Raw genomic sequence first — 24758 nt, 5'->3', positions numbered from 1 at the left:
GGGGGTTTCATGTCGTATTTGGTGACGACGCCGGAGTATGTGTCGGCAGCGGCAACGGATCTGGCGAACATCGGCTCGACGATCAGCGCCGCCAACGCGTCGGCGTCGGGCCCGACGACGGCGATGGTGGCCGCCGGCGCCGACGAGGTGTCGGCCGCGGTGTCGGCCGTCTTCTCCGAATACGGCCGGGCCTACCAGGCGCTCAGCGCGCAGGTCGAGGCGTTTCACCAGCAGTTCGTGCAGCTGATGACCGCCGCGGGTGGCACCTACGCCGCCGCCGAGGCGGCCAACATCTCCCCGCTGCAGACAGTGCAGGAGGAGCTTTCTGCGGCGGTCAACGCGCCCGCGCAGCTCGGGAGCGCGCTGGCCGGAGCAAACTTGGGCGGTCTCACGCGGGGGCTCACGAGTGGGTTGGGAAACCTCGCCGGCCTGGGCGGCGCGGCGAGCCTCGGAAATCTGGTCGGACTCACCGGCCTGGGTGGCCTGACCAATCTCGGCGGGCTCGCGAATGTCGGAAATCTCACCAATCTCGGGGGGCTGGGGAATCTCGGCGGCGTCACCAATCTGGGCGGCCTGACCAATCCCGGCGGTCTCGCCAACCTCGGTGGCCTCACCAACCTCGGCGGCCTGACCGGGGGCCTCGCCAATCTCAACGTCGGCGGCGACCTCAGCCGCCTGGCCAACGTTCCGTACAACCTGTTCGCCGACGTCGCGAACATCCCCTATTACGAGTCGCTGGCGCTGCAGGAGTACGCGTACGCCCTGGGTCCGGCCGGTTCGGTCGGCGGGGTTCCGGGCTGGATCCCCTCGGGTACCGCACCCAGCGCGATCGCGACAATCGACGGGCTCAAGTACTACGCCTTGGGTGGAACCGGCAGCTGGGAGATGCAATCACTCGGTAACACCTGGGGCTGGGACGATGGCAACTGGCCGCAGGTGGACGCGATCTTGCACTTCCTGTTGCCTTTCCCGTTCACCGAATCCCTCGCCAACCAGGTCCAGACACTGGCGCAGGCCGAATTCATCGACGGTTCTACGGTCGGCACCGAGTTCCAGGCCGCCAACCCCTTGGCCTACCTTGGTCAATGGGTCCATGGCGACACGTCGCTGCAGTCGTTGCTCGCGGGCACCCACTACCCCAACATCATCGAAGACACTGTCGGTGCGAATGTCCTACCGGGCGAACCCAACCTCGCCTCAAGTGGATCAGGAGTCGTCACGTTGGCCAACGGCCAACTCGCACAGAACGTCGCCTGGTCCGGCCAGTATGCGCAGCTGCAGCCGCTGGCGCCGCTTAACGCCATTGGCGCAAACCTGACAGGCCCTCCGGCGGCGAATCCGATCCAGCTCCCGAACGTCGGCAATGTCGTGTCGAGCGCGATCAAACTGGAGTCCGACGAAATCTACGACTTCGACCCGTTCGAAACTGGCAGCTTTCTGTATTGGGGCTCACCAACCCTCTACAGCGTCCCGGCCGGGCTTGGCGGTACGATTCAGGACTTCACCGGTATACCCAACCAATTCCCGCTGGCTAACCTTGGCGCCGAGCCAGTTTGGGGATATGGCACCGGCCCGTCGTTCCTGCCGACGGGTCTACAGGAGGGCGGATCCTACTTCGCGCAAGGACTGCTTGGATACACCAACCCCGGCATCTATGCTCAGGCGCTCGGCAACGACATCAACGTTCTGACCAACCCCAGCTCGCTGCTGGCCAGCGCGCCGCTGGTCGGATATCTGGGAATCGATTAGTCGGCGCGCGGATATGGCGCTGCTGCTGAACGGAAACCGGTCGGTCGACAAGCACGGGTTCCGGTTCGGAATCCTCGACGGGATCGTGAACTCGCGCCTGTCGCCGACCGCGCTGACGCAGGCGAGTTACGTGACCGCCGCGGCGACGGGGGCCGACTCGTTCTGGGTCGGCGATCATCTGAACGCGTTCATCCCGCGCTCGCTGGCCACGCGCGAACATCTGGGCGTGGCAGCCACAGTCGTGCCTGACGTCGACGCGGTCCTCGAACCGTGGACCGTGCTGGGAAACCTGGCCGCCCGCAACCGTATTCGCCGGCTCCGGCTCGGGATCTGCGTGACCGACGCCAGCCGCCGCAACCCGGCGGTGACGGCGCAGGCCGCGGCGAGCCTGCATCTGCTCACCCGGGGCCGCGCCATGCTGGGCATCGGTGTCGGGGAACGCGAGGGCAACGAACCCTACGGTGTGCGGCGGAGCAAACCCGTGGCCGAACTCGAGGAGGCCCTGGCCACGATCCGCGCGTTGTGGGATTCGGGCGGCGAGCTGGTCACCCGCGACTCGCCCTATTTCCCTTTGCACAACGCCATCTTCGCGCTGCCGCCCTATCGCGGGAAGTGGCCGGAGATCTGGGTGGCGGCCCACGGGCCGCGGATGCTCCGCGTCACCGGGCGCTACGCCGACGCCTGGGTGCCCTTTGTCATCTCCCGTCCCGCCGACTACTCCCGCGCGCTGGAGGCCGTGCGCGCGTCGGCCTCCGACGCCGGCCGTGACCCGATGTCGATCGTGCCCGCGGTGAACCGTGCCCTGGTCACCGGTCGCAGTCGCGACGACGTGGACGAGGCGCTGGACTCGGTGATCATGAAAGCCTCCGCGCTGGCTGCCCCCGCGGAGGCCTGGGCGCGGCACGGCGCCCAACACCCGCTGGGCGCGGAGTTCTCCGGTGTGCAGGACCTGGTGCCCCAGACCATCGACGCGCGGACGGCGTTGTCCTACACCGCGAAAGTCCCGCTGTCCCTGATGAAAGAGCTGACCTTCAACGGTACGCCCGACGAAGTGGTCGACCAGCTGGCACAATGGCGCGACCACGGGCTGCGCTACGCGCTGATCATCAACGCCGGACCACTGAACCCCAGCTTCCGCAAGAGCCTCGCGGCTAACACCCCGTACCTCAAGCTTCTTCGCCGGCTGAAGAAGTTGTGACCCGCGGGCCTCAGCGGTCCTGCCACGCCCGGTTGCCGTAGGTGTCGAGGTGGGTCACCTCGCCGACCGGCCGCCGCGTCGTGGGTCCGTAGCGCCCGCGCGGCCACCCCAGCGGGACGACGCAGCACGGCGTCACCGCGTGCGGCAACCCCAGCGTCCGGCGCGCCGATGCCACGCTCCACAACGGCAGGGTGATCAGCGAGGCCCCCAACCCCATTGCGCGCGCGGCCAGCAACAGGTTCTGCACGCTCGGGTAGATCGAGCCGTAGTACCCCGACTCGGCGGCGTGCGGCAGCGGCACCAAGGGCAGCTTGCCGTCCCGCACCCCCAGCCGCAGGCACGCCACCACCAGCACCGGGATCTCGGTGAAGTGGTCGACCTGCCACTGCACCGCGCGGGTGATCTTCGCCATCGACTCGTCGCGGGCGGCCACCCGCCGGATCATCGCGTTGTGGTAGATCCACCACGCCTGCCGGTAGCGCCGGGCCAGTTTGTCCTTGACGCGCTGGTCCTTGACGACGACGAATTCCCAGTTCTGCCCGTTGGCGCCGGTCGGGGCGCGCAGCGCCAGCTCGATGCACTTGAGCACCACTGCGTCGTCGACCGGGTCGGGCAGGACGCGGCGCACCGCCCGCTGGGTCATCATCGCCTCGGCGAGCGGCATGTCGAGGCGGCCCAGCGCCTCGGCGGCGCCGGGCACCTGCTCCGTCATGTCGTGCACCTCAAAGGCCTTGTCCACCAAGCCATTCGTCGATCCTTTCAGCCACCGCGGCCCATCCGGGCTCCAGCATCATGTTATGGCCCATGCCGGGGAAGAACTCCGCCTCGGTGCCGTAGGCGCGCGCGGTGGCGTGCACTTCGCTGCGGGTATGGGCACCGTCCTCCCGAGCGCCCAGGACGAGCAGCGGAGCGCTCACCCGTTTCGGCCGGACCAGGTTGAGCACCAGGCAGTCCACCCCGATGCGGGTGCTCTCCTCCTGCAGGCGCGCCGCGTAGCCGCGGACCTCGGCGTCGGTCAGCCCGCCGGCGAAGAACCGCTCGCGCGCGAGCTCGAGGGTGTTGACGTACGCCAACGATCTACCGGTGACGGCCATCTTCGCGAAGTGCCACGGATGGCGGCGCAGCCAGCGCAGGCCGGAACCGAGATTTCCCCGCGGCGGCATGGACGACAGCAGCACGCCCGCGGGCGCGTCGCGCTGCTCCAGGTACTTCTGGACGACGAAGCCGCCCAGGGAGTGACCGACCACGACGGGGCTGGTGGCCAAACTGTCGGCAACCGCACCGACATCCGCGACGTAGTCGGCAATCGAACAGCTGCGCAGCGGCTTCGCCGTCGGGCTCTTTCCGTGACCGCGCAGGCTCACCGCCAGCGCCCGATATCCCCGGCCGGCGAAGAACTCGAGGAAGTGCTCGTCCCAGCACCAGGCCGCGTGCCAGGCGCCGTGGACGAAAAGCAGCGGGACTGGATGGGATTGGCTGACGCTTCCCTTGTCGATCACCTCGAGCGCGCCCGCGCCGGTGTAGTTAGGCAACTCGAAGCGCCCCCGGATCGACATGGGGTCTCGACGGGCAGGCGTTCGTCGATGCGCAGATTGCTGCGCGAATTCCGCTTGGTGCCCACCGATGCGCGCGGTGAGCGGCCACCCGGCCCTGCACGAACGCGACGGCGTCGTCGCGCTGCTGTTGCGGGCCCGCGACGAGACCGGCCGGCCGCTCCCGGACCGGCATGTCGCCAACGAGTTGGTGACCCTGTTGGTCGCCGGCTACGAGACGACGTCCGCCCCGTTGGCGTGGGCGGTGGATGCTCAGACAGGTGCGCGCGGTACACAGCGCCGGCGGCTGACGTTGCGTGACTACGCCTGCGTCGCTTTTCTGGCCACCGCCAGGATGTAGTCGACATGCCACTCGTGGATCCAGAAGTTGTCGGGCCGCACCGTCCACCGCAGGACGGGATTCACGGATCTGCGTTCGGGCGCGAACAGGCTCTTGGACAGGAACCTGGCCAGCGGGCGGAAGATCTCGCCGGCGATGGAGCGCGTTTCGGCTTCGGCAAAACCAGTGTACAGCAACAGGTCCCGATAGGAATCGACGTTCGCCGCCTTGCGGACCGCCAACGGCGGGGCCCCCCGCCACCCGAGCCGGGCGACCTTGCGGCGGTGCCGGGCATTGAGGAACGTCTTGCGGGGCACGATGTCGGCGGTCACCAGCAGGCCGCCCGGCTTGAGCACGCGCAACGCCTCGGAGAAGAAGTCGACGCGGGACGGGAAGTGGAAGGCCGATTCCATCGCGACGACCTTGTCGACCGACTCGTCTTCCTGGGGCAGCGCGCAGGCGGACGCGTGGACGTAGTCGATCCGGTCGGACAGGCCCGCTTCCCGCACGCGGCGCGTCGAGATGGCGATCTGCTCGGTGGCCACGTTGATGCCGGTGATGTGTTTCACGCCGAACTCGTTGGCCCACAGGATGTCCTGGTCGCCGTAGCCGGGACCGCAGTCCACCACCACATCGGACGGGGCGAACTCGGCGCTGCGCGCGACCAGACGGGCCAGGTCCCGGCTGGCCTCGTCCAGCGTCGCGGGGTCGTTCTCCCAGTACCCGAAGTTGATGAACAGCGACTCCTCGCCGAACAGGTTCTGGGTGCCGATGATGTCGTATATCTGACCGGTCTTGGAGCCGTCGGTCCGCGACAGCAGGACGCGCGCCGTGCGCCGGCACTCGTCCGCCCAGCGGCGCAGCCGCACCCCGGTGGTTTCCTCCTGTATGCGACGCGGAACCGTGACCACGATCTCCCCCTGCTCTACTCGTTGATTGCGGATGGTGAGTCCTAAGAATGCTCGGCGATCCAGGCCGTGGTGAAGTGCTGGATGACCGGAATGTTCTCGGCCAGGTTGGCGCCGATGGCGTTCTCGAGTTTGCCACCCAACAGCGGAATCTTGACCTCGACCGACGCCGCGAAGAGCAGTTGCGAGCCGTGGTAACCGGGCGGGCCCGCCGGCACCAGCCGCGCATTCGCCAGCCCCGACCCCAACCCGCCGGGGGCCGAGACCCGGACCTCGCCGCGTACCTCGTCGGGCGCGACGGGCGTCCACGTCTCGCTGTGCAGGATCTTGATGTCCCCCGGGACGAGTCTGGCGACCGCGCCGGGTAGCAGCTGCCGGCCCAGGTATTGGGTGGCGTGCATGGTGACCGTCCCGTCGGGGTCGACGGTCAGCGAATCCATCGAGGTGGAAGCGTCGAAAGCCTCGTGCCGGGCCAGCCAGTAGTCCTTGCGGCTGAACGCCGCATGGACCTGCCCGACGCTGGCCGACGACTCGGTCACGATGTCGAATGTGCGTGGCATGGGGCTGACGATTCCTTATCGGGTGGCGGCGAACAAGCGGTCCGCCAGGGCGGAGGCGAACTGGCGCGCCTGCTCCAGCTGCTGCGGTCCGACGTTGGTCGCCGGGATGGGCACGCCCAGGTACCGGTCCCGGTACTCCCCGGTGCCCAGGTAGCTGGTCAGCGAGAGCATGGAGCGGACCTGGTCGCCGGGATAGGCGAAATGCACGCCGTCGACGTAGCGGCCGCCCCGCTTGGTGCCCAGCTTGCGCACCGCGGTGAGGTTTTCCCGCCAGTAGCGCCGGCACACCACGAACACGGCGAACGGTTTGCCCGCCAGCAGTCGTCGCGCCTCGTCGGACTTCAGGAACGACCGCATCGGCATGCTCGCCGTGCGCCACCAGGTCGGCGAGCCGATGCAGATCAGGTCGTAGTCGCCGTCGCGGACCGCGTCCGGGGTGCGGATCTCCCCACTCGCACGGCGCAGCTGGGCCGGGAGCACGCTGAGCATGTCGGGCCACACGCGCCGCATCGGGAAGCGGGTGAACGGTTCGGCGAAGCGCGGGTCGGTGAACTCGATCTGCGCCTTGCGCACCTCGCACCCGCGGTCGCGGAACACCTCCGCCGCGGCCTCGAGGACTTTCAGCGATTGCCCCGTGTAGGTGTAGTACAGCAGCAGGACCCGTGGGCGCATCAGTGAGTCTCCTTGTGGTTCAACGCTTCGCTTCTGCCGAGGGGCCGCAGCACGATGGGCATGCCGTCGACCGGGATGGGCATGCCGCCGTAGTCCCAGCGCGACCGGTAGCCGGGGTGGGCCAGCTCGAGGCGGTAGCGGCGCAGCAGCCGGTGGATGACGGCTTTGACCTCGAGCTGGGCGAACACCAGCCCGATGCACTTGTGCGCGCCACCGCCGAACGGGGCGAAGGCGTAATGGTGGCTCTTGTGCTCGGCCCGCGGCTCGGCGAACCGCGCGGGATCGAACCTGTCCGGTTCCGTCCACAGCTCGGGCAGCCGGTGGTTCATCGACGGCCACACCAGCATGAGGGTGCCGGCCGGCAGGTAGTGGCCCACCAGATCGGTGTCGCGCACCGTCTGGCGCATGACGAACGGCAGCGGGGTCACCATCCGCAGCGACTCGTTCATCACCAGGTCCAGCGCCTCCAGCTTCTCCAGCGCCTCGATGTCCAGCGGCGCGTCACCCAGTCGCGCCGACTCGTCGCGGCACCGCTCCTGCCATTCCGGGTGCGCGGCAAGGTTGTAGGCGATGTTGGTCGTGGCCGTCGTGGAGGTGTCGTGGCCGGCCATCAGCAAAAAGATCATGTGGTTGACGATGTCGGCGTCGGTGAAACTGTTGCCGTCCTCGTCCGTGCTGTGACACAACACGGTGAGCAGGTCGCTGCCGTCGGCGTCGCGGCGTTCCCTGACCCGCTCGGTGAAGTAGTCCTCCAGCACTCTGCGGCCCCGCAGGCCGCGCCACCACTTGAACGGCGGCACCGGATAACGGATGAACGCCCCACCGGCGCGGGTCGTGATGGTGAAGGCGTCGTTCACCTTGGTGACCAGTCGACGGTCGGTGCCGGGTTGGTGGCCCATGAACACCATCGACGCGATGTCGAGGGTGAGCTTCTTCATCGCGGGATGGAACAGGAACCGGGCGTCGTCGGTCGGCCAGTCGGCGACGACGCCCGTGGCCACCCGGTCGATGTGCTCGACGTAGCCGGACAACCGGGTCCGCGTGAACGCGTCCTGCATGATGCGCCGGTGGTAGAGGTGCTCGTCGAAGTCCAGCAGCATCAGGCCGCGGTTGAAGAACGGCCCGCAGATCGGGTACCACCCCTTCTGGGAGAAGGCCTTGTCCTTGTTGGCGAACACCGCCCGGGTGGCCTCTGGCCCCAGCGCGTTGACCGAGCGCAGGATCCGCACGTCGGAGAAGAACACCGGACCGTATTTGCGGTACATGTGCAACGCGAAGTCGGGTCCGCCGCGGAACATCTCGAGGCTGTGGCCGAAAACCGGCAGGCCCGAGTCGCCCAGCACCGGCGCCAGGCCGCTGCCGGCGGGCGGCGCGGCCAGCACCTTGGTCTTCCACGGATGGTCGCGCACCTTGCGCTCCACCAGTCCCAGGCCGGGAATGTTGTTGAGCGTCGGCGTGAGCCGGCGACGGGCCTGGTCGGCCAGATACGCCGGCGTGCTGATGGCGGTCATCGGCGTTGCTCCTTTCCGGGGGCGACGACAGGTGCGCGGGGTGTGGCCGCAACTCGCGGGATCCTGGGGGGTCTCGGTCGACCCGCGCGCCCACGAACCCCGAAGCGGCCCGTAACCTCGGAGAGGTGACGGAGAAGGTTTCGGTCGATCTCAGCGGCGCCCCGCAGACCATGCTGGCGACGCTCTACCTCAAGGCGCTGGACGCCGATTTCGCTCGCCCGATCCTCGGCGACCGGTTCGCCAAGGAGGCGGCCGCACGCCTCGACTACGACTTCACCGACATCGGCATCACCGCCAAGTGGGCTCCGCTGATCACCGTGCGCACCGCGCAGTACGACATCTGGGCGCGCCAGTTCCTGGCCATGCACCCGCGGTGCACGGTCATCCATCTGGGTTGCGGGATGGACAGCCGGGTCTTCCGGCTCGATCCCGGACCGGACGTGCGGTGGTACGACGTCGACTACCCCGAGGTGATTGCCTTGCGGCAGAAGGTTTTTCCGTCCCGCCACGGATACCACCTGTTGCCCACGTCGGCGACCGACATGTCCTGGCTGGACCGGATACCCGCCGAGGGCCCCGCGCTGCTGCTGGCCGAGGGCATCAGCATGTACCTGACCGCGGACGAAGGCGCCGCGCTGCTGAACCGCTTCGTCGAGCACTTCGGATCCGGGGAGCTGCAGATCGACTTCTACAACCGGTGGGCGATCAGGTCGCAGAAGGGCCACACGCTGGTGCGGCGCACCGGCTCGAAGCTGTTCTGGGGGGTCGACAGCCCGCAGGACGTGCTGAGCCGGGTGCCCGGCATCCGGCTGCTGATCGCCGCGACATTGTTCGACGCCAGCACATTTCGCGGCGCGCCCCGAGGGTTCCGGGTGGCGGGCCGGCTGAGCCGCATCGCCCCGCCGCTGCGCCGCACCCTGCAATACCATCGCTACGCCTTCGGGCCCGTCAGCTGACGCCACTGGCGGCGTGTTGTTCGGCGACGCTGCGCAGCACCGCATGTATCTCGTCGACGAACTTCTCCGGTCCCGGCGCGTGCGTGTGGTATTCGACCACCAGCTGGCCGGCGAAGATCTTGCTCAGATACATGTCGATGCCGGCGCTGACGGCGAAGTAGAACTCGCTGTGGGCGGCGACCAGCTCCACCTCCGGCGGCGTGCGCACCGGCGGCACCAGCCCGCTGTCGGTCAGCATGACGACGTCGGGCATGCCGGGCGGGTTGCCGACGTACTGCGGGCTGAAGTGCAGTAGTGACTGCTGGACCACCCCGTCGGCCAGGTCCGCCCGAAACGTCTCGGCGATGTCGCGGGCCAGGCTCACCACCTCGGTGTGGTGGTCGATCTCGGCCAGATAGGTAGCCACCCCCAGGGGGTTGGTGCACGCGGTCGCCGACAGCGGCGGCGAGAGGACGTAGCGCAGGTCGACGGGGTAGAGGTAGGGCACCGGGATGTTGGTCTCGCCGCGCAGCTTCCACTCCGCCATCAGGACCGCCGCCGACAGCAGTCCGTTCAGGTTGACCTTCCGGGACCGGCCGAAGGCGATCAGGTCCTGCGTCTCGCGCTCGCTCAGCCGGCATCCCGCCATGGGAACGCGCAGCGGCGAGGCCGGCGTGACTTCGGAGGCGGTCCGCCGCGACGGCGGCAGGTCGTAGGCGAACACGGCGGGCATGAACCGCTCGAGCCCCGACCGCTGCTGCTTGCCGATACCACGTTGCGCCAGAACGGTTTCCAGCGAATCCGGCGCGGGTCGCACCTCGACCCGGCCGATGCCGCCGCCGCAGACCAGGTCGGTGTAGTAGGAGAACAGCTCCTCGACGAGGCTGAACTCGTGGTGGCCGTCGGCCAGCGCGTGGTGCACGTACAGGGTCAGCTGCACACCGTCGGCGTGGGAGACCACGCGCAGGTGCACCAGCGACGCGGTCTGGTCCAGGTGCACGGGCGGGACTCCGGCTGCCGGGTCGGCGTTCTCCAGCACCTCGATCCCCGGATGCATCAAGTCGTCGTCGACGGCGAACTGGTGGCGCCCGTCGGGGTCCTGCTCGAGATGGCCGCCGAGCACCGGGTGGGCCTCCAGCAGCGCGTCGAAAGCCGCCGAGAGGGCGTCCAGGTCGACCCGGCCCCGCACGTCCGCGCCGAGACCCACGTAACTCTGCGTCTCGGCGAAGATCTCCTCGCTGCGCGACAGCCTGCGAATTATCGATGAGGTGAACACTTTTCGAACTCCTAGCCTCTCAACCGCGGGTGCTGGCCCGTCGGAAGCCGATCGCCATCGGCACCGCGCACGCCGCGGCCAGGGCCGCCGACCACGCCAGCATGTCGACCAGCGGCGCCCGCACCGGCCCGCCGAGCGACAGGCCGCGCATGGTCTCGACGGCGTAGCTGATCGGCTGGTGCCGCACGATCGGCTGCAGCCAGCCCGGGTACTGGTCTGCCGGCACGAAGCCGGTGGAGAAGAACATCATCAGTCCCCAGACGATCTCGGTCGCCTCCACCACGATGGTGTTCGCCGTGTACAGCGCCAGCGTCATGACGGCCATCGTGAAGGCCACCCCGAACGCGATCGGGACCAGCAGCCAGGCCACCGCCGCCGCAATACCTTGGTGGAAGCGGAAACCCAGCGCGAACCCGGTGCCCATGATGACCGCGGTGGTCACCACGATCCGGACGGTGTCGGCGATCAGGCGCGACAGCATGCCCGACGCCCGGTGCACGGGCACCACCCACAGCCGCGACAGCAGGCCCTCGCCGCGTTCGCGCATCAGGTTGATGCCGCCGACCATCGACCCGGACATGGCCCCGACCATCGCGATGAGCGGGACGGTGCCGTACAGGGCGCTGTGACCGGTCAGTTGCTGAACCCCGTTGCCCAACACGGTGTTCACGGTCACCAGCAGGGCCACGGGCATGATCAGCGACTCGAGCACCGTGGCCGGGTCGCGGCGCCACCGCAGCAGCAGCCGTGCGGCCAGGAGCCAGGTCTGCGGGGCGAGCGCCCCCGGCGAGTTCTCCGTCGTCTTGCGATGCGCGGCCACCGTCATCATCGCCTCCCCGACGACACGCGGGCGTGCAACGGCAGCAGGGTCACGAAGACCCCCGCGCACCAGATGACGGCGGGACCGATCGTGGACCAGCTCACCGCCCCGGCAGCCGGCGTGCTGTCCCCGGCCAGCACGCGCAGCGCGTCGACGTACTGGGACACCGGCTGGTCGCGGACGAAACCCTGTATCCAGCTGGGGAACCGCTCGACCGGCTGCAGGCCGACCGACAACAGGCCCAGCACGAACAGGGGCGGAAGCAGCAGCGGCATAGTCGCCTCGGGGTTCTTGTTCCAGGCTCCGATGACGTCGCCGAGCAACGCCAGCGAAGCGCCGATGGCGAGCACCAGCACGCAGAACCCCACGACATGCGCCCAGCCGCCGTAGAAACGGAACCCGATGACGTAACCGCACGCCAGTGACACCACCAGCGCGATGCCGCAGCGGTACATGCTGGCCGACATGCGCGCGGCCAGCGGTGTCAACCCGCCGATCGGCATCGCCTTGAACCGCCGGTCGATGCCCAGCACCGCGTCGGTCGCCGCCCGGAAGGCGGCCGAGATCGCAGCGAACGCGATCGCCACCAAGGCGATCAGCGGCATCAGATATTGCGCATAGCTGCTCATGCCCTGGGTGAAGGCGCCCATGATCTGCTTGAGCGGCAAGTAGAAGTTCACGGTGAACATGATCGGCGCGGCGATCTGGGTGGCCAGCTCCCCGTTGCGCAGCGTGGGCCGGACCACGCGGACCGTCAGCACCCACCACTGCTGGACGGGCGACGTCCCCGGGCGAGCGGCGATCGCGGCCGCGGTCACGAGACACCCACCCGATGTCGCTCGCCGGCGTCCTGGCTGGTCAAGGCGAGGAACACCTCGTCGAGCGAGGGCCGCCGCAGCGCGATGTCGGCCAGGTCGATGTTCGCCTCGTTCAGCCGGCTCAGCACCTGAGTGAGGGTGCTGGGTCCGTCGGGCGCGGGCATGGCGATGCGGTCGGAGGCGCCGGTGAGCGCGTCCCGGTTCTTCTCGGGCAGCAGGGATCCGAGCGCCCGCGCCGCGGCGGGCAAGTCCGCCAGGTCGCGCGGCACGATCTCGCAGTAGGTGCCCCCGGTGCGCTCCTTGAGCTCGTCGGCCGTGCCCTCCGCGATGATCGTGCCGTGGTTGATCACGATGATGCGGTCGGACAGCGCGTCGGCCTCCTCGAGGTACTGGGTGGTCAGCAGCGTGGCGATACCCGATTCCTTGAAGTCGGACACCAGCTTCCAGATGCTTTGGCGGCTGCGGGGATCGAGCCCGGTGGTGGGTTCGTCGAGGAACACCACCTCGGGCTGGACCACCAGCCCGCAGGCGATGTCGATCCGCCGGCGCATCCCGCCCGAATACGTGCTGACCCGGCGGTCGGCCGCGTCGACGAGGTCGAACTGGGCGAGCAGTTCGGTGGCCCGCGAACGCGCCCGGGATTTCTTCAGGCCCTGCAGACGGCCGAACATCAGCAGGTTCTCCCGGCCGGTCAGCATCTCGTCGAGCGCCACGTGCTGGCCGGTCAGCATGATCGAGCGGCGCACGCCGGCCGGGTCGGACACGACGTCGTGCCCGGCGACCTCCGCGTGGCCGCCGTCCGGGCGGGTCAGCGTCGAGAGGATGTCGACCGTCGTGGTCTTGCCGGCGCCGTTGGGCCCGAGCAGCCCGAGCACCTCCCCGCGGCCGACCTTGAAACTGATGTCGGTCAGTGCGACGACGGAACCGAACGACTTCTTGATCCCGTTGACGACGACCGCGTTCTCGGTGATTGGCATTGCTTCTCTCCTAGGTCGAATCGCTCGACGACAAGTCCACGAGGGTCAACTCCTCTTCCGCCGAGGCGCTTTCGTCCTCGGCCACCGCCGCGCGGGCGAGGTCGAGCAGCGTCGCGGAGAACGCGTCGGCCAGCGACCGCGCGCGCGCCGCGTCGATGCGGCGGGAGTCGTACCACCAGTCCAGGTGCATGGCCCCGGCGCTGCGGTACACGCGCAGCTCGACGGCGTGACCGAGGCCCGGGTAGGCCTCGCGCACGGGCAGCGCCGTGTCGGAGTCGAACTGGACCGGGGCCTCGCCGGCGGCCGAGGGAAGGTCGGGGATGGTGCCCGCGTACGAGAAGAAGATGTCCGCGGGCGGCGTGGCAGCGAGCCAGCCGGCGGTGCGCGCATAGACGTACCGCAGCAGCCCGTATCCGATTCCGTAGTGCGGCACCGACTTCAGCGTGTCGTGCACGTCCTCGACCAGTTGCCGCACACTGCCGTCGCGGTCCGCCGCGCACGGCAGCGCGACGGGATAGACGGTGGTGAACTCACCGACAGTGCGGTGCAGGTCGACGTCGGGTTTGAGCACCGACCGCCCCGGCCCGCCGAGGTCGAGCCCCAGGCAGCCGTCGCCGACCGTCGCCGCGATCGTCCGCGTCAGCGCGGCCACCACGACGTCCTCGATCGGCGCTCCGAGCCGGCGCCGCGCGTCGTCGATCTCGGTGGTCTGCGCGACGGTCAGCGCCGAGGGCAGCCGCACCAGGTCGTCGACCGTGGGCGGTTCGGTGGCCGGCTCCGCGACACGCAGGTTCGCCTTGGCCGCGGTTTCGAGCCAGTATTCGCGGCTTTCCAGGACGGCCGGGTGGGCGGCGAGCCCAGCGCACCGCTGGCACCAGTCCCGCCACGGCGTGCTCACCGGCTGCAGGGTGATCTCCTCGCCGGCCAGCCGCTGCCCGAACGCGGTGAAGATGTCAGTGAGCAGGATGTCGCGGGACATGGTGTCTGCGGCGGTCCCGTGCACGCTGAGCGCCAGGTAGCACGGCCCGCCGTCCCCGCCGCGGACGTGCGTGGCGGCCAGGGGCGGGCCGGCCAGGTCCTGCCCGCGAATCTGCGCGTCCAGGATCTGCAGCAGGGCTTCCCGCTCCTCGGGTCCGCCGGGCGCCAACCCACCCGGCAACGACTCGGCGCCCAGCTCGACGGTCTCGACGGGTTCGCCGAGGTCCTGCTCCCAGGTGCCGCCGCGGTGCACCAGGCGCATCCGCAGCGCGTCGTGCTGGTTGGTGACGGCGGTCAGCACCGCCGTGATGTCCTCGGCCCGCACATCCGGGCGCAGCCGCAGGATCAGCGGGATTCGCCAATGCCCGCCGTCGGCCAGGCCGTGCGCCAGGAAGTGTTCGATGTTCGGCGGCACCGGCGGGTGGGCGACGTCGTCCGGGGACAACCGGGCCAGCCCGCCGGCCTCGTAACGGGCGGTCAGCGTCTTGGCCAGCTTGGCCACGCTGGGGTTCTCGTAGAGGTCCTGCGGGGTGAGGTCCAGGCCCTGGTTGGCGGCCGTCATCGCGACGCTGATCGCGATCAGCGAGTCACCGCCGAGCTCGAAGAAGTCGGCGTTGCGGTCGACCGGTCCGCCACCCAGGCACTGCGCCCAGATGTCGCGCAGCGTGTCCTCGAGCTGCGCGGCGCCGGTGGCAGGCCGAGCAGCGCCGGTGCCGTTCGCCGACGTCGGCGCGGGTGTGGCGCCGTTCCCGTTCAGCGGGTACGCCGCCGCGCTGCGCGGCGCGGCGTCGATCCAATGCCGTTGCCGCACGAAGGGATAGCCCGGTAGCGAAACCAGGTTCGGCCGGCGCCCCGCAGCGTGCGGCGACCAGTCGACGTCGACGCCCGCCGACCACAGCTGACCGAGACCGAGCAGGAAGGCGTCCCGGTCATCGCGGTTCTGCACCGGATGGCGCATCAGCCGGACGGTGCGGTGACCGCCGGCCCACTGCGGGTGCCGCGCCGCCGCGGACGTCAGCGTGCCGCCGGGACCGACCTCGACGAGGACGCGGGCGGGTTCGGCGAGCAGCGCGGCGATCTCGTCGGCGAAGCGCACCGTCGACCGGATCTGGCGGGCCCACGTCGCCGGGTCGGTCGCCTCCGCGGCCGACATCCAGGTGCCGGTGACGTTCGACAGCAGCGGAATCTGCGGTTCCCGCAGCGTCAGGCGGGCCAGGAAACTCTGGAACTCCGGGACCACCGAATCCATCAGCCGGGAGTGGAATGCGTGCGAGGTGCGGACCCGGCGTGCCGTGATACTTTGTCGCGCAAGCTGTTCGGTGAACGCGCGGATGCCCTCTTCGGATCCGGCCACGACGCAGCCGCCGGGCTCGTTGACCGCGGCGAGGTCGACGTCCGCCGACAAGTGCTCTTCGACGGTGTCGGGGCTCGCGGCCACCGCGACCATCACGCCGCGCGGCGCGGCGTGCATCAGCCGGGCCCGCATCGACACCGCCTTGACCGCCGTCGGCAGGTCGAAGACCCCCGCGATGGTCGCCGCCGCGTACTCGCCGATGCTGTGACCGGCCAGGGCCCCCGGCCGGATCCCATGGGACTGGGCGAGTTTCGCCAGCGCGTATTCCACGGAGAACAGGGCGGGCTGGGTCCGGTCGGTGCGCTCCAGGCTGCGTCCGGAGCCGTCGAACATCTCGGCGCGCAGGTCGATGCCCATCTCCGCGTCGAACGCCGCGGCGCAGCGGTCGAAGTGCTCGGCGAACACGGGCTCGGTTGCATGCAGGCCCCGCGCCATGCCGACGTGCTGGGAACCCTGGCCGGGGAACAGGAAGGCGACGCGCTCCGAATCGCTTTCGGCGTTCGCCGGCGGGGCGGCCGACTCGGCGACGAAGACGTTGTCGTGCTCGGGGGTCCGCAGCAGCTCCGCGGCGTGCCCGTTGTCGTCGACCACCGCCGCCATGCGGAAGTTCTCCGTGCGGCGGCGGGCCAGGGTGTGGGCGACGTCGGCCAAATCGGGCGCGTCGGGGCAGGACAACTCGGCGGCCAGGGCCGCGCGCGCGTCCGCGAGCGCCTCGGCGGTCCGGGCGGACAGCACCAACACCTGCGGGGCGGGCCCGGCGCCCGCCGGCGCGTCGGGCGCCGGCACCGCCGGCGCCTCCTCGAGGACGACGTGGGCGTTGGTGCCGCCCACGCCGAACGCGCTGACCCCCGCGCGCCGCACACCGTCCCAGTCCCACGGGCCGTATTCGCCGCGCACGGCAAAAGGCCCACGCTCCAGGTGCAATTCGGGGTTGGGATGGGTGAAATGCAGGGTCGCCGGGATCGCCCGGTGCTGCAGGCACAGGATCGTCTTGATCAGCCCGGCCATGCCGGCCGCCGTCTCCAGGTGGCCGATGTTGGATTTCACCGAGCCGACCTGGCACGGGCCGGGCCTGGCCGACTCGGACAGGGCGAACGCCTGCCGCAGGCCTTCGATCTCGATCGGGTCGCCCAGCGGCGTTCCGGTCCCGTGGGTTTCGACGTAGCTGATGCTCGACGCGTCGACGTCGGACACCGCGTGGGCTTCGGCAATCACCTCGGCCTGACCGGCCGCGTTGGGCGCGGCGTACGTCATCTTCGTCGAGCCGTCGTTGTTGATCGCCGAGCCCCGGATCACCGCGTGCACGCGATCTCCATCGGCCAGGGCGTCCTCGAGCGGCTTGAGCACCACGACGCCGACACCGCTGCCGAACAGGGTGCCGTCGGCGCGGGAGTCGAACGGCCGGCAGCGGCCGGTCGGGGACACCATCGAACCGGGTTGGTACCAATAGCCGACGCGGTGCGGGACGCGGATCGACGCGCCGCCGGCCAGCGCCATGTCGCACTCCCCGTTCAGGATGCTCTGGCAGGCCAGGTGCACCGCCACCAGCGAGGACGAGCACGCCGTCTGCACCGACAGCGCGGGCCCGCGCAGGTTCAGCTGGTGCGCGACCCGGGTGGCCAGGTGGTCCTTGTCGTTCTGCAGCGAGAGGTTGACCATCTCGAAGGTGGCGCCCTGACCGATGATCGCGTGCGGGTCGTGGTGCGACATAAGGTTGTGCAGCAGGTAGCCGCTGGCCGAGCTGGTCCCGAAGACGCCGACCGAGGCGTCGATCCGCTCGGGGTCGTAGCCGGCGTCCTCGAGCGCGTGGAACGCGCACTGCAGCATGAGGCGGTGCTGCGGGTCGGTCATCGACGCGTTCTGCGGGGTGAAGCCGAAGAACTCGGCGTCGAACTCCTCGATGCCGTTCATCACCGGCGCACGCTTGACGTAGCCGTGACCGGCCAGCGCCTTCTCGCCGACGCCGGCCGCGCTGAGCTCGTCGTCGGACAAGGAGACGATCGACTCCTCGCCGCGGCGCAGGTTGTCCCAGAACTGCGACACCGAGTCGGCGCCGGGGAATCTCCCGGCCATCCCGACGACGGCGATCGCGTTGGGCGGCAAAGTGTTCGAGGGGTTTTCCTTGGATTTTGTCACGTGTTGTCCTGTCATACTCTTTGTCGCGGCTGGCGCCGGTCGGCGGCTCGCCGGCGCGCCGCGGCGCGTCGCTGGGCCCGCTCGCGCAGCTCGTTCGCGGGCTCGGGGCTGTCCTGGCCGGTGAGGCCGAGTTGTTCGATGAGTTCGGCGGCCAGGTCGGCGACCGTGGCCCCCTGCAGCAGCAGCGCCACCGGCGGCTCCACGCCGAAGTCGCCGCGCACGGTGTTCCTGATCCGCACGGCCATCAGCGAATCCATGCCCAGCTCGGTCAACGGCCGGGTGGGCGGGACGGCGGCGTCGCCGGCGTGGCCCATGATCGCCGAGATGCGCCGGCGCAGCCGCGCGGTGACGATCTCCTTCGCCTCCGCCGGGTCGAGTTCGCACAGCGCCTCCGGCCCCGCCCAGTCACCGCTGTCGCCGGCGGTGCCCAGTTCCTCGACGAGTTCGGCGAAGTAGCCGAGCCGGCCGATTTCGGGGAAGGCGGCCGCGGCCCGGTCGAGCCGCAGCCGCGCCACACCGGTCTGCGTGGCGGCGCCGCCGATCAGGGATTCCAGCGCCTCGATGCCTTCGTCGGGGGTGATGGGGTCGAGGACGCCCATGCTCAGGGACCGGGCGACGCCCACGTGCGACCACTGCCCCCAGTTGATCGTGGTGGCGGGCAGCCCCGCCGCCCGCCGCCAGGCGACCAGGGCGTCGAGCCATGCGTTGGCCGCCGCGTACGCGCCCTGACCCGGGGAGCCGAGCAGCGACGCCACCGACGAGAAGCCGACCCACCAGTCGAGCCGGCATTCGGAGGCCGCCTGGTGCAGGCGTAGCGCGCCGCCGGCCTTGGGCGCCCACACCCGTTGCAGGCTTTCCCGGTCGAGGGTGGCCACCAGGCTGTCGTCGATCACTGCGGCCGAGTGGATGATCCCGCGCAGCGGCAGCCCGGTCTCCTCGGCGGCCGTCACGAGCCGCTCGGCCACCCCGGGTGCGGAGATGTCGCCGGCCACGACGGCGATATCGGCGCGGCCCTCCAGCTCGGACAGGCCTTCCCGAGGTTGCGCCGAGCGGCCGTTGAGCACGATGCGGCCCGCACCCCGGTCGGCCAGCCAGCGCGCGACCACCAGGCCGATGCCGCCGAGCCCGCCGCTGACGATGTACGAACCATTTTGTCGTACAACGTTTGCGGAGTCGCCCACCGCGGGCAGGGGGGCCCGCCTGAGCCGTTCCGCGTGGCGGCGCCCGTCGCGCCAGGCGATCACGTCGTCCCCGGCCGGCAGGCCCAGTTCGACCGCCAGCCTGGCGGGCGCCTCGTCCGCGGTGCCCAGGTCGACGAGGGTGGCCCGCAGTTCGGGATGCTCGTAGGCCAGGACCCGGACGAGCCCGCGCAGGGCGCCGACCGCGGGGTCGCCGCCCTCGCCGTCGGCGACCGCCAGGCCGTCGCGGGTGACCAGCCACAGCCGCGGCAGGGTGCCGTGCCAGCCGCCGACGATCGCGCGCACGGTTCCCGCGACAGCCGCGACCAGGTCTTCGCCGCGCCGCAGGGCGGCGTCGGTGTCGAGGCCGTCGGCGGGGCGCTGCCCGAGGAAGACGACCACCCCGCGCGGCGGAAGGTCGGGGTCCGCGGCGGTCTTCGCGAACGCCTCCGGCAGCGCCGACTCGTCGGTGAGGTCCGCGCCGATCACCCGCCGCGCCGGTGCGGCGAACCGCTCGGTGAAACCGTCTACCAGGTCGGGGTTTTCGCCGGCGGACAGCAGCAGCCAGCTGCCCGCGGGCGGTTCGGCGGCCGCTTCGCCGACGGCGCTCTCGGTCCACGCCGCGTCGAACACCTTCTGCGCCAACGGCAACGGCACCGTGCGCCGGTCGATGCGCCGCAGGTAGACGCCGGCGAGCTGCGCGGTCGGGTTGCCCGCGTCGTCGGTCAGGGTGATCCGCCCGAGCTTGCCCGAACCGTCGTCGTCCAGGCTGACCAGCTCGGCGTGGCACCGGGCGCGGCGCCCGGTGTCTCGGAAGACGCGGACGGTCTCCAGCGAGACCGGCAGATAGGTGGCTTCACCGGCGTCGTCGCCGGGCTCGGCGGGCATCGCGGCGGCCAGGCCCTGCAGCGCGGCGTCGAGCATGACCGGATGGACCCGGTAGCCGCGATGGGCGGCGGCCTCGTCGGGCAGGACGATCTCGCTCTCCGAGGAACCGCTGGGCCAGCGCACGATTCGCGTCAGCGCGGCGAACGCCTGCCCGTGGTGGGCGCCGGTGCGCCGCAGCGTCGCGTACAGCTCCGCCGGCGCCACGGTCGTGCCCGCCTCGGCGGGGGCGGCCGGGGCCTCGGGCGCGCAGTCCCGGGCGGCGACGTCCACGCGCGCGACCGCATGCCGGTTCCAGTCGCCCTCGGCCGAGCGGGTGTAGACCTCGACCCGGGCGCCCTCGTCGGTCCGGGTCAACTGGGTGGTCAGCGTGGTCCGCTCGTCCAGGGCCAGCATCTGCTCGACCTCGAGTCGGTGCACCGCGAGCCCGTCGGCCGGCAGACCCAGGGCCTCGCTGCCCGCGGCGAGCGCGATCTCGGCGAACGCCGCGGCCGGCATGACGGCTTGTCCGTACACCCGGTGGTCGGCCAGCCACGGCACCGCGCCGGTGCCCACGTCGGCCTGCCACACGTGGTCACGGCCCGAGGGGATCTCGACGTGCAGCCCCAGCAACGGGTGGGCGCCCGCCGGCGCCGGGCTCGCGCCCCGCCGGGCGGCCCAGTACGGCGCATGCAGCCACGGTGCCGGCGGCAGGTCCACCAGCCGGCCCGCACCGTCGGCCGGCCGGATCGCAGCCAGTTGCGTTCGGAACGCCACGGTTTCGTCGCTGTCCCGGGTGACGGTGCCCATCGTCCGGGCGGCGGACTCGGCGGCGGCCAGGCTTTCGGCGATGGCGTGGGTGAGCAACGGGTGCGGGCTGATCTCGACGAACGTGCCGTACCGGGCGCCGGCGCCGGCCACCGCCTGGCTGAACCGGACCGGGTTGCGCAGGTTGGCCACCCAGTGGTCGGCGTCGAACGCCGGCTCCGCCGCGGCGTCGCCGGTGGTGCTGAGCACGGGAATCGTCGGGGTGCGCGGCGCCAGGTCCGCCAGGGCGCTGCGCAGTTCGGGCAGGATCGGGTCGATGGTCGGATGGTGGGATGCCACGTCGACCTCGACGCGCCGCGCCAGCCGCCCCTGCGCGTCGACCGCGGCGATCGCCGCGTCGACCTGCTCGGGCGGGCCGGCGATCACCGACTGCTGCGGGGCGGCGTACACCGCCACGGTGCTGCCGGGGTAGTCGGCGATCAGCTCCTCGGCGGCGGTCGCGCTCAGCTCCAGCAGCGCCATCGCGCCCTGGCCGGACAGCGCCGACATCAACCGGGAACGGGTGGCGATCACGCGGATGCCGTCGGCGGCGCTCAGCGCGCCCGCGACGACCGCGGCGGTGACCTCCCCCATCGAATGTCCCATGACCGCATCGGGTTCCACACCGTGCGCGCGCCACAGCGCGGTCAGGGCCAACTGCACGCCCACCAGCGCGGGCTGGATGCGGGCGATGCCGGCCAGCGGTTCGCCGGCCTCGAGCACCTCGCGCAGCGAGAAGCCGGCCTGCTCGACGAAGATCGGGTCCAGCTCGGCCACCGCGGCGGCGAACGCCGGCTCGTCGGCCAGCAGCCGCTTGCCCATGCCGGGCCACTGGGAGCCCTGACCGGAGTACACGAACACCGTGCCCGGGCCCGGTGTTCGGTCGGAGGGCAGGACCACCCCGGGTTCCGCCCGGCCCGCGGCGACCGCACGCAACCCCACCACCGCCTGTGCGCGGTCGCGGGCGCACACGACGGCGAACTTGCCGTGCCGACCGTGTTGTCGGCGCAGGGTGTGGGCGACATCGGCCAGCGGCGTCCCGGCGCCGCGGCCCTGAAGCCACTCGGCCAGCGCCGACGCGCGGGCGGCCACCCGCTGGTCGGTCTTGCCCGCGATCACCAGCGTCGCCACCCCCGGCTCCGGGGCCGCCGGCTCCGGGTCCGGACCCTGTTCCAGCACCACGTGCGCGTTGGTGCCGCCCAGCCCGAACGAGGACACCGCGGCCCGCCGCGGGCCCTCGCTGCGCGGCCACGGGGTCAGCTCCCCGGGGATGAACATGCGGGTGGCGGCCGCATCGATCGCCGGATTCCACTGCGAAAAGTGCAGATTGGGCGGGATCTTGCCGTGCTGCACCGCCAGGGCGGTCTTGATGAATCCGGCGATCCCGGCGGCCGCCTCCAGGTGGCCCACGTTGGTCTTCACCGCACCCAGCGCGCAGGGGCCGCCGCCGGCCCCGTACACCTCCGCCAGCGCGTCGAACTCGATCGGGTCCCCCAGGGAGGTTCCGGTGCCGTGCGTCTCGACGAAGTTCACCGAGTCCGCGGTCACATCGGCATTGCGCAGCGCCCGGGTGATCACGTCGGACTGTGCCAGCGCGTTCGGCGCGGTCAGGCCGTTGGAGCGGCCGTCGGAGTTGACCGCCGAGCCGCGCACGACCGCCAGGACCCGGTCGCCGTCGCGGACCGCGTCGGTCAGCCGCTTGAGCACCACGACGCCGGCGCCCTCGCCGCGGACGAACCCGTCGGCGCCCGCGTCGAACGCGTGACACCGGCCGCGCGGCGACAGCATGCCCCACTTGGACAGCGCCAGTTGGGTTTCCGGGCGCAGGATGAGGTTCACCCCGCCGGCCAGCGCGAGATCGCTCTCCCGCAGCCGCAGGCTCTGGCAGGCCAGATGCACGGTGACCAGCGACGACGAACACGCCGTGTCCACCGCCACCGCGGGCCCGCGCAGCCCGAGCGAGTACGCGATCCGCCCCACCGTGACGCTGTGGGCGTTGCCCGTCGCCGAGTAGGCGTCGATGCTGTCCGGGTCGGCGGCAGAGGAGTTCTGGTACTCGTTGTAGTACACACCCATCATCACCGCGGCTCGGGTCTCCCCCACCGATTCCGCTGTCAGGCCGGCGTTCTCGAGCGCCTCCCAGGCAACCTCCAACAGCACCCGCTGCTGCGGGTCCATCGCTTCGGCTTCGCGCGGGGAGATCCCGAAGAACTCGGCGTCGAAGCCGGCCACGTCGGGCAGGAAGCCACCCCACTTGGAGGCCATCCGGCCGGGCGCGAACGGGTCGGGGTCGTAGTAGGCGTCGGCGTCCCAGCGGTCGGGCGGAACCTCGATGATCGCGTCCCCGCCGCCGGACAGGAACTCCCAGTAGGCCTCGGGCCCGGCCGAGGGGCCGGGGAAGCGGCACCCGATGCCCACCACCGCGACTGGCTCCGCGGTCGCCAGTCGGGAGGCCTTGTCGAACTGCTCTCCCAGTGCCGTGCGCTGCTCGGCGGTCATGCCCGCCACTCTGTCGAAGATCGTCTTCATCACATACCGCTTTCCACGCTCTCGAACAGCGCGTCCAGCACGCCGCCCGCCGAGCCGTCCGTGTCGGCCCCGTTGTCGCGCTCCGTCGTGTCACGCCTCGAGCCATGTTGCGCGACGATAAGTTTCGTCAGATATTCGGTCATCGCAGCGATGGTCGGGTGATCCCACATCTTCGTCGCCGAAACGTCGAAGCCGACCAGCCGTTTGGCGTCCTTGAGCACGGCCATCGCCATCATCGAGTCGAGGCCCAGTTCGGGGAACGGCCGCTCCACGTCGACCGCCGAGGCGGACATCCCGAGCTCCCGGGCCAGGATCGACCGCAGCCTGGACCCCAGTTCGGCGGCCACCTCGTCGGCGGAGAGCTCCGCCCATGCCGGCGCGGTCGCTTCCTGCCCGGCGGCCGGCTCCGCCGCCGTGTAGCGAAGGGCGCGGATGTCGATGCAGACGCCGCCGCCGGGCGCCGTCGCGACGAGGTCGACGACCAGGTCGCCGGCGGCACCACCACCGTGTCGGCGGACCCTGACGCTGCCGCGCGGCTCGGCGAGCTCACCGACGAGCCTGGCGCTTTCGGCGCCAACGGCGCGCACCGGCCGCGCCCCGCCACGCGCGACGCCGAGGGCGGCGTCGAGCAGCGCCACCGTCGAGGCCTCCGGCAGGTCGACGTCGACCGGTGGTTGCTCGGCCGCCGGCCCGGTCTCGGCGTCCGGGTCGTGGACGAGCCGGGCGCCGGCGTGCACGGCCGAATCCGACGACACGGTGACGGATTCGCCGTCGGCCGTCACGTGGATCACTTGCGGCTCGTCGACGACGACGGGATCCTCGAAACGCACGTCGCGCACGGCAGACGCGCCGCATTCGGTGGCCGCGGTCACCAGCGTCTGCAGCAGAACCGATTCGGAGACGGTGGGTGCCGCACCGTCCGGTGCCAGCCGGGCCTGCCACAGGTGCACCGGCGGGGTGGTCGCGACGGTGATGTGTTCGCCCAGCAGGGTTCCGGGGCGAGGTGGCGCCACCGCGGCCTCCAGGCGGTCGCGGATCGCGGTCCAGTGCGGCGCCGCTTTCGCCTCGCGCGCAACGGTTCTCGGCGCGCTCACCCAGTGGCGGGTGTGGTGCCACGGTGTGCTCGGCAGCAGCGGCGGGGGCCCGGCCGGATGTTCGGTGTCGGGCGCCTTGGCCGTGTGGGCGGCGTTGAGGTTGGTGTGGAAGGTCAGCGTGTCGTGGGTGTCGCGGGCCAGCGTCCCGAGGCTGTGGTGATGGACGCCGGCCAGCGTGTCACCGATCGCATCGGTCAGCAGCGGGTGCGGGCTGACCTCGACGAAGGTGCCGTGCTCGGCTCCCGCCGCGGCCACGGCGTCGGTGACCTGCACCAGGTTGGGCCGGTCCGATGCCCAGTGTTCGGCGTCGAAGGCCGGCGCCGCGCCGTCGGCGGTGACGACCGGGATGACCGCCCGCCGCGGCGTTAGATCCGCCAGCGCCGCGGGGACATCCGGCCCACCCGGATCCGCGGCGGCCCCGGACAGGGTGGTGATGACGCGGAGCCCGTCGCGGGGGCTCAGGGCGCCGGCGACGACCGCGGCGGTCACCTCCCCCATCGAATGGCCGATCACCGCATCGGG

17 protein-coding genes are annotated in these 24758 nt (G+C 70.9%); 4 read left to right on the top strand and 13 right to left on the bottom strand.

All coding sequences use genetic code 11. From position 1 onward, the window contains the following. Nucleotides 1-21: 21 nt before the first annotated feature. Together AC2VOR_RS20865 and AC2VOR_RS20860 are read left to right on the top strand one after the other, a co-directional pair. Entirely contained in the window at nucleotides 22-1749 is a 1728-nt protein-coding gene (locus tag AC2VOR_RS20865) for a PE family protein (protein ID WP_486964442.1), read from the top strand. 13 nt (nucleotides 1750-1762) lie between these two features. Next, the gene (locus AC2VOR_RS20860) at nucleotides 1763-2947 is read left to right on the top strand and encodes an LLM class flavin-dependent oxidoreductase (RefSeq protein WP_369739224.1); all 1185 of its coding nucleotides are present in this window, start codon (nucleotides 1763-1765) and stop codon (nucleotides 2945-2947) included. Between the two features lie 10 nt (nucleotides 2948-2957). On the opposite strand, the gene AC2VOR_RS20855 is transcribed toward AC2VOR_RS20860, so the two are convergent. Continuing rightward, nucleotides 2958-3659: a nitroreductase family protein gene (locus tag AC2VOR_RS20855; protein WP_369741648.1), complete on the bottom strand. Its 702-nt coding sequence runs from the start codon at nucleotides 3657-3659 to the stop codon at nucleotides 2958-2960. 10 nt (nucleotides 3660-3669) lie between these two features. Continuing rightward, nucleotides 3670-4503: an alpha/beta hydrolase gene (locus AC2VOR_RS20850; RefSeq protein ID WP_369739225.1), complete on the bottom strand. Its 834-nt coding sequence runs from the start codon at nucleotides 4501-4503 to the stop codon at nucleotides 3670-3672. 67 nt (nucleotides 4504-4570) lie between these two features. Between AC2VOR_RS20850 and AC2VOR_RS20845 the strand changes: the two genes are divergently transcribed. Further along, nucleotides 4571-4840: a cytochrome P450 gene (locus AC2VOR_RS20845; RefSeq protein WP_369739226.1), complete on the top strand. Its 270-nt coding sequence runs from the start codon at nucleotides 4571-4573 to the stop codon at nucleotides 4838-4840. On the opposite strand, the gene AC2VOR_RS20840 is transcribed toward AC2VOR_RS20845, so the two are convergent. Genes AC2VOR_RS20840 through AC2VOR_RS20825 form a run of 4 tightly spaced genes read right to left on the bottom strand, consistent with a single transcriptional unit; the run spans nucleotide 4801 to nucleotide 8470 of the window. Further along, complete coding sequence (locus tag AC2VOR_RS20840) at nucleotides 4801-5733, bottom strand: SAM-dependent methyltransferase (RefSeq protein WP_369741649.1); 933 nt, start codon at nucleotides 5731-5733, stop codon at nucleotides 4801-4803. The two genes, AC2VOR_RS20845 and AC2VOR_RS20840, sit on opposite strands and share 40 nt — an antisense overlap. A gap of 38 nt (nucleotides 5734-5771) precedes the next feature. Beyond that, nucleotides 5772-6287, bottom strand: a complete 516-nt coding sequence (locus AC2VOR_RS20835) for a DUF2505 domain-containing protein (RefSeq protein ID WP_486964441.1) — start codon at nucleotides 6285-6287, stop codon at nucleotides 5772-5774. 15 nt (nucleotides 6288-6302) lie between these two features. Beyond that, nucleotides 6303-6959 (bottom strand): flavodoxin family protein, encoded by a 657-nt coding sequence (locus AC2VOR_RS20830; RefSeq protein ID WP_369739228.1) that lies wholly within the window; start codon nucleotides 6957-6959, stop codon nucleotides 6303-6305. Then, a complete protein-coding gene (locus AC2VOR_RS20825) occupies nucleotides 6959-8470 on the bottom strand; it encodes a cytochrome P450 (protein WP_369739229.1) in 1512 nt (503 codons plus the stop codon). Before AC2VOR_RS20825 ends, AC2VOR_RS20830 begins: the two co-directional genes overlap by 1 nt. Nucleotides 8471-8595: 125 nt before the next feature. On the opposite strand from AC2VOR_RS20825, the gene AC2VOR_RS20820 reads away from it, so the two are divergent. Then, the gene (locus AC2VOR_RS20820) at nucleotides 8596-9426 is read left to right on the top strand and encodes a class I SAM-dependent methyltransferase (protein WP_369739230.1); all 831 of its coding nucleotides are present in this window, start codon (nucleotides 8596-8598) and stop codon (nucleotides 9424-9426) included. Here AC2VOR_RS20820 and AC2VOR_RS20815 read toward each other — a convergent pair. The 7 genes from AC2VOR_RS20815 to AC2VOR_RS20785 form a co-directional block, all read right to left on the bottom strand. Beyond that, nucleotides 9419-10681: a phthiocerol/phthiodiolone dimycocerosyl transferase family protein gene (locus AC2VOR_RS20815; protein WP_369739231.1), complete on the bottom strand. Its 1263-nt coding sequence runs from the start codon at nucleotides 10679-10681 to the stop codon at nucleotides 9419-9421. The two genes, AC2VOR_RS20820 and AC2VOR_RS20815, sit on opposite strands and share 8 nt — an antisense overlap. A 19-nt stretch (nucleotides 10682-10700) precedes the next feature. After that, nucleotides 10701-11507, bottom strand: a complete 807-nt coding sequence (locus AC2VOR_RS20810; RefSeq protein WP_369739232.1) for an ABC transporter permease — start codon at nucleotides 11505-11507, stop codon at nucleotides 10701-10703. Next, the gene (locus tag AC2VOR_RS20805; protein WP_369739233.1) at nucleotides 11507-12319 is read right to left on the bottom strand and encodes an ABC transporter permease; all 813 of its coding nucleotides are present in this window, start codon (nucleotides 12317-12319) and stop codon (nucleotides 11507-11509) included. Before AC2VOR_RS20805 ends, AC2VOR_RS20810 begins: the two co-directional genes overlap by 1 nt. Further along, a complete protein-coding gene (locus tag AC2VOR_RS20800) occupies nucleotides 12316-13296 on the bottom strand; it encodes an ATP-binding cassette domain-containing protein (protein WP_369739234.1) in 981 nt (326 codons plus the stop codon). The genes AC2VOR_RS20805 and AC2VOR_RS20800 overlap by 4 nt, the downstream gene beginning before the upstream one ends. 10 nt (nucleotides 13297-13306) lie before the next feature. Then, nucleotides 13307-17779 (bottom strand): type I polyketide synthase, encoded by a 4473-nt coding sequence (locus AC2VOR_RS20795; protein ID WP_369739235.1) that lies wholly within the window; start codon nucleotides 17777-17779, stop codon nucleotides 13307-13309. Further along, the gene (locus tag AC2VOR_RS20790; RefSeq protein ID WP_369739236.1) at nucleotides 17776-23142 is read right to left on the bottom strand and encodes a type I polyketide synthase; all 5367 of its coding nucleotides are present in this window, start codon (nucleotides 23140-23142) and stop codon (nucleotides 17776-17778) included. The genes AC2VOR_RS20795 and AC2VOR_RS20790 overlap by 4 nt, the downstream gene beginning before the upstream one ends. Beyond that, nucleotides 23142-24758: acyltransferase domain-containing protein (locus AC2VOR_RS20785; RefSeq protein ID WP_486964440.1), on the bottom strand; the 1617-nt coding region annotated here is incomplete at its 5' end. The genes AC2VOR_RS20785 and AC2VOR_RS20790, both read right to left, overlap by 1 nt.

Source organism: Mycobacterium sp. TH-M103 (assembly GCF_057473785.1).
The sequence above is the reverse complement of the archived record's forward strand: the minus strand, read 5'-3'. Positions and strand labels throughout refer to the sequence as shown.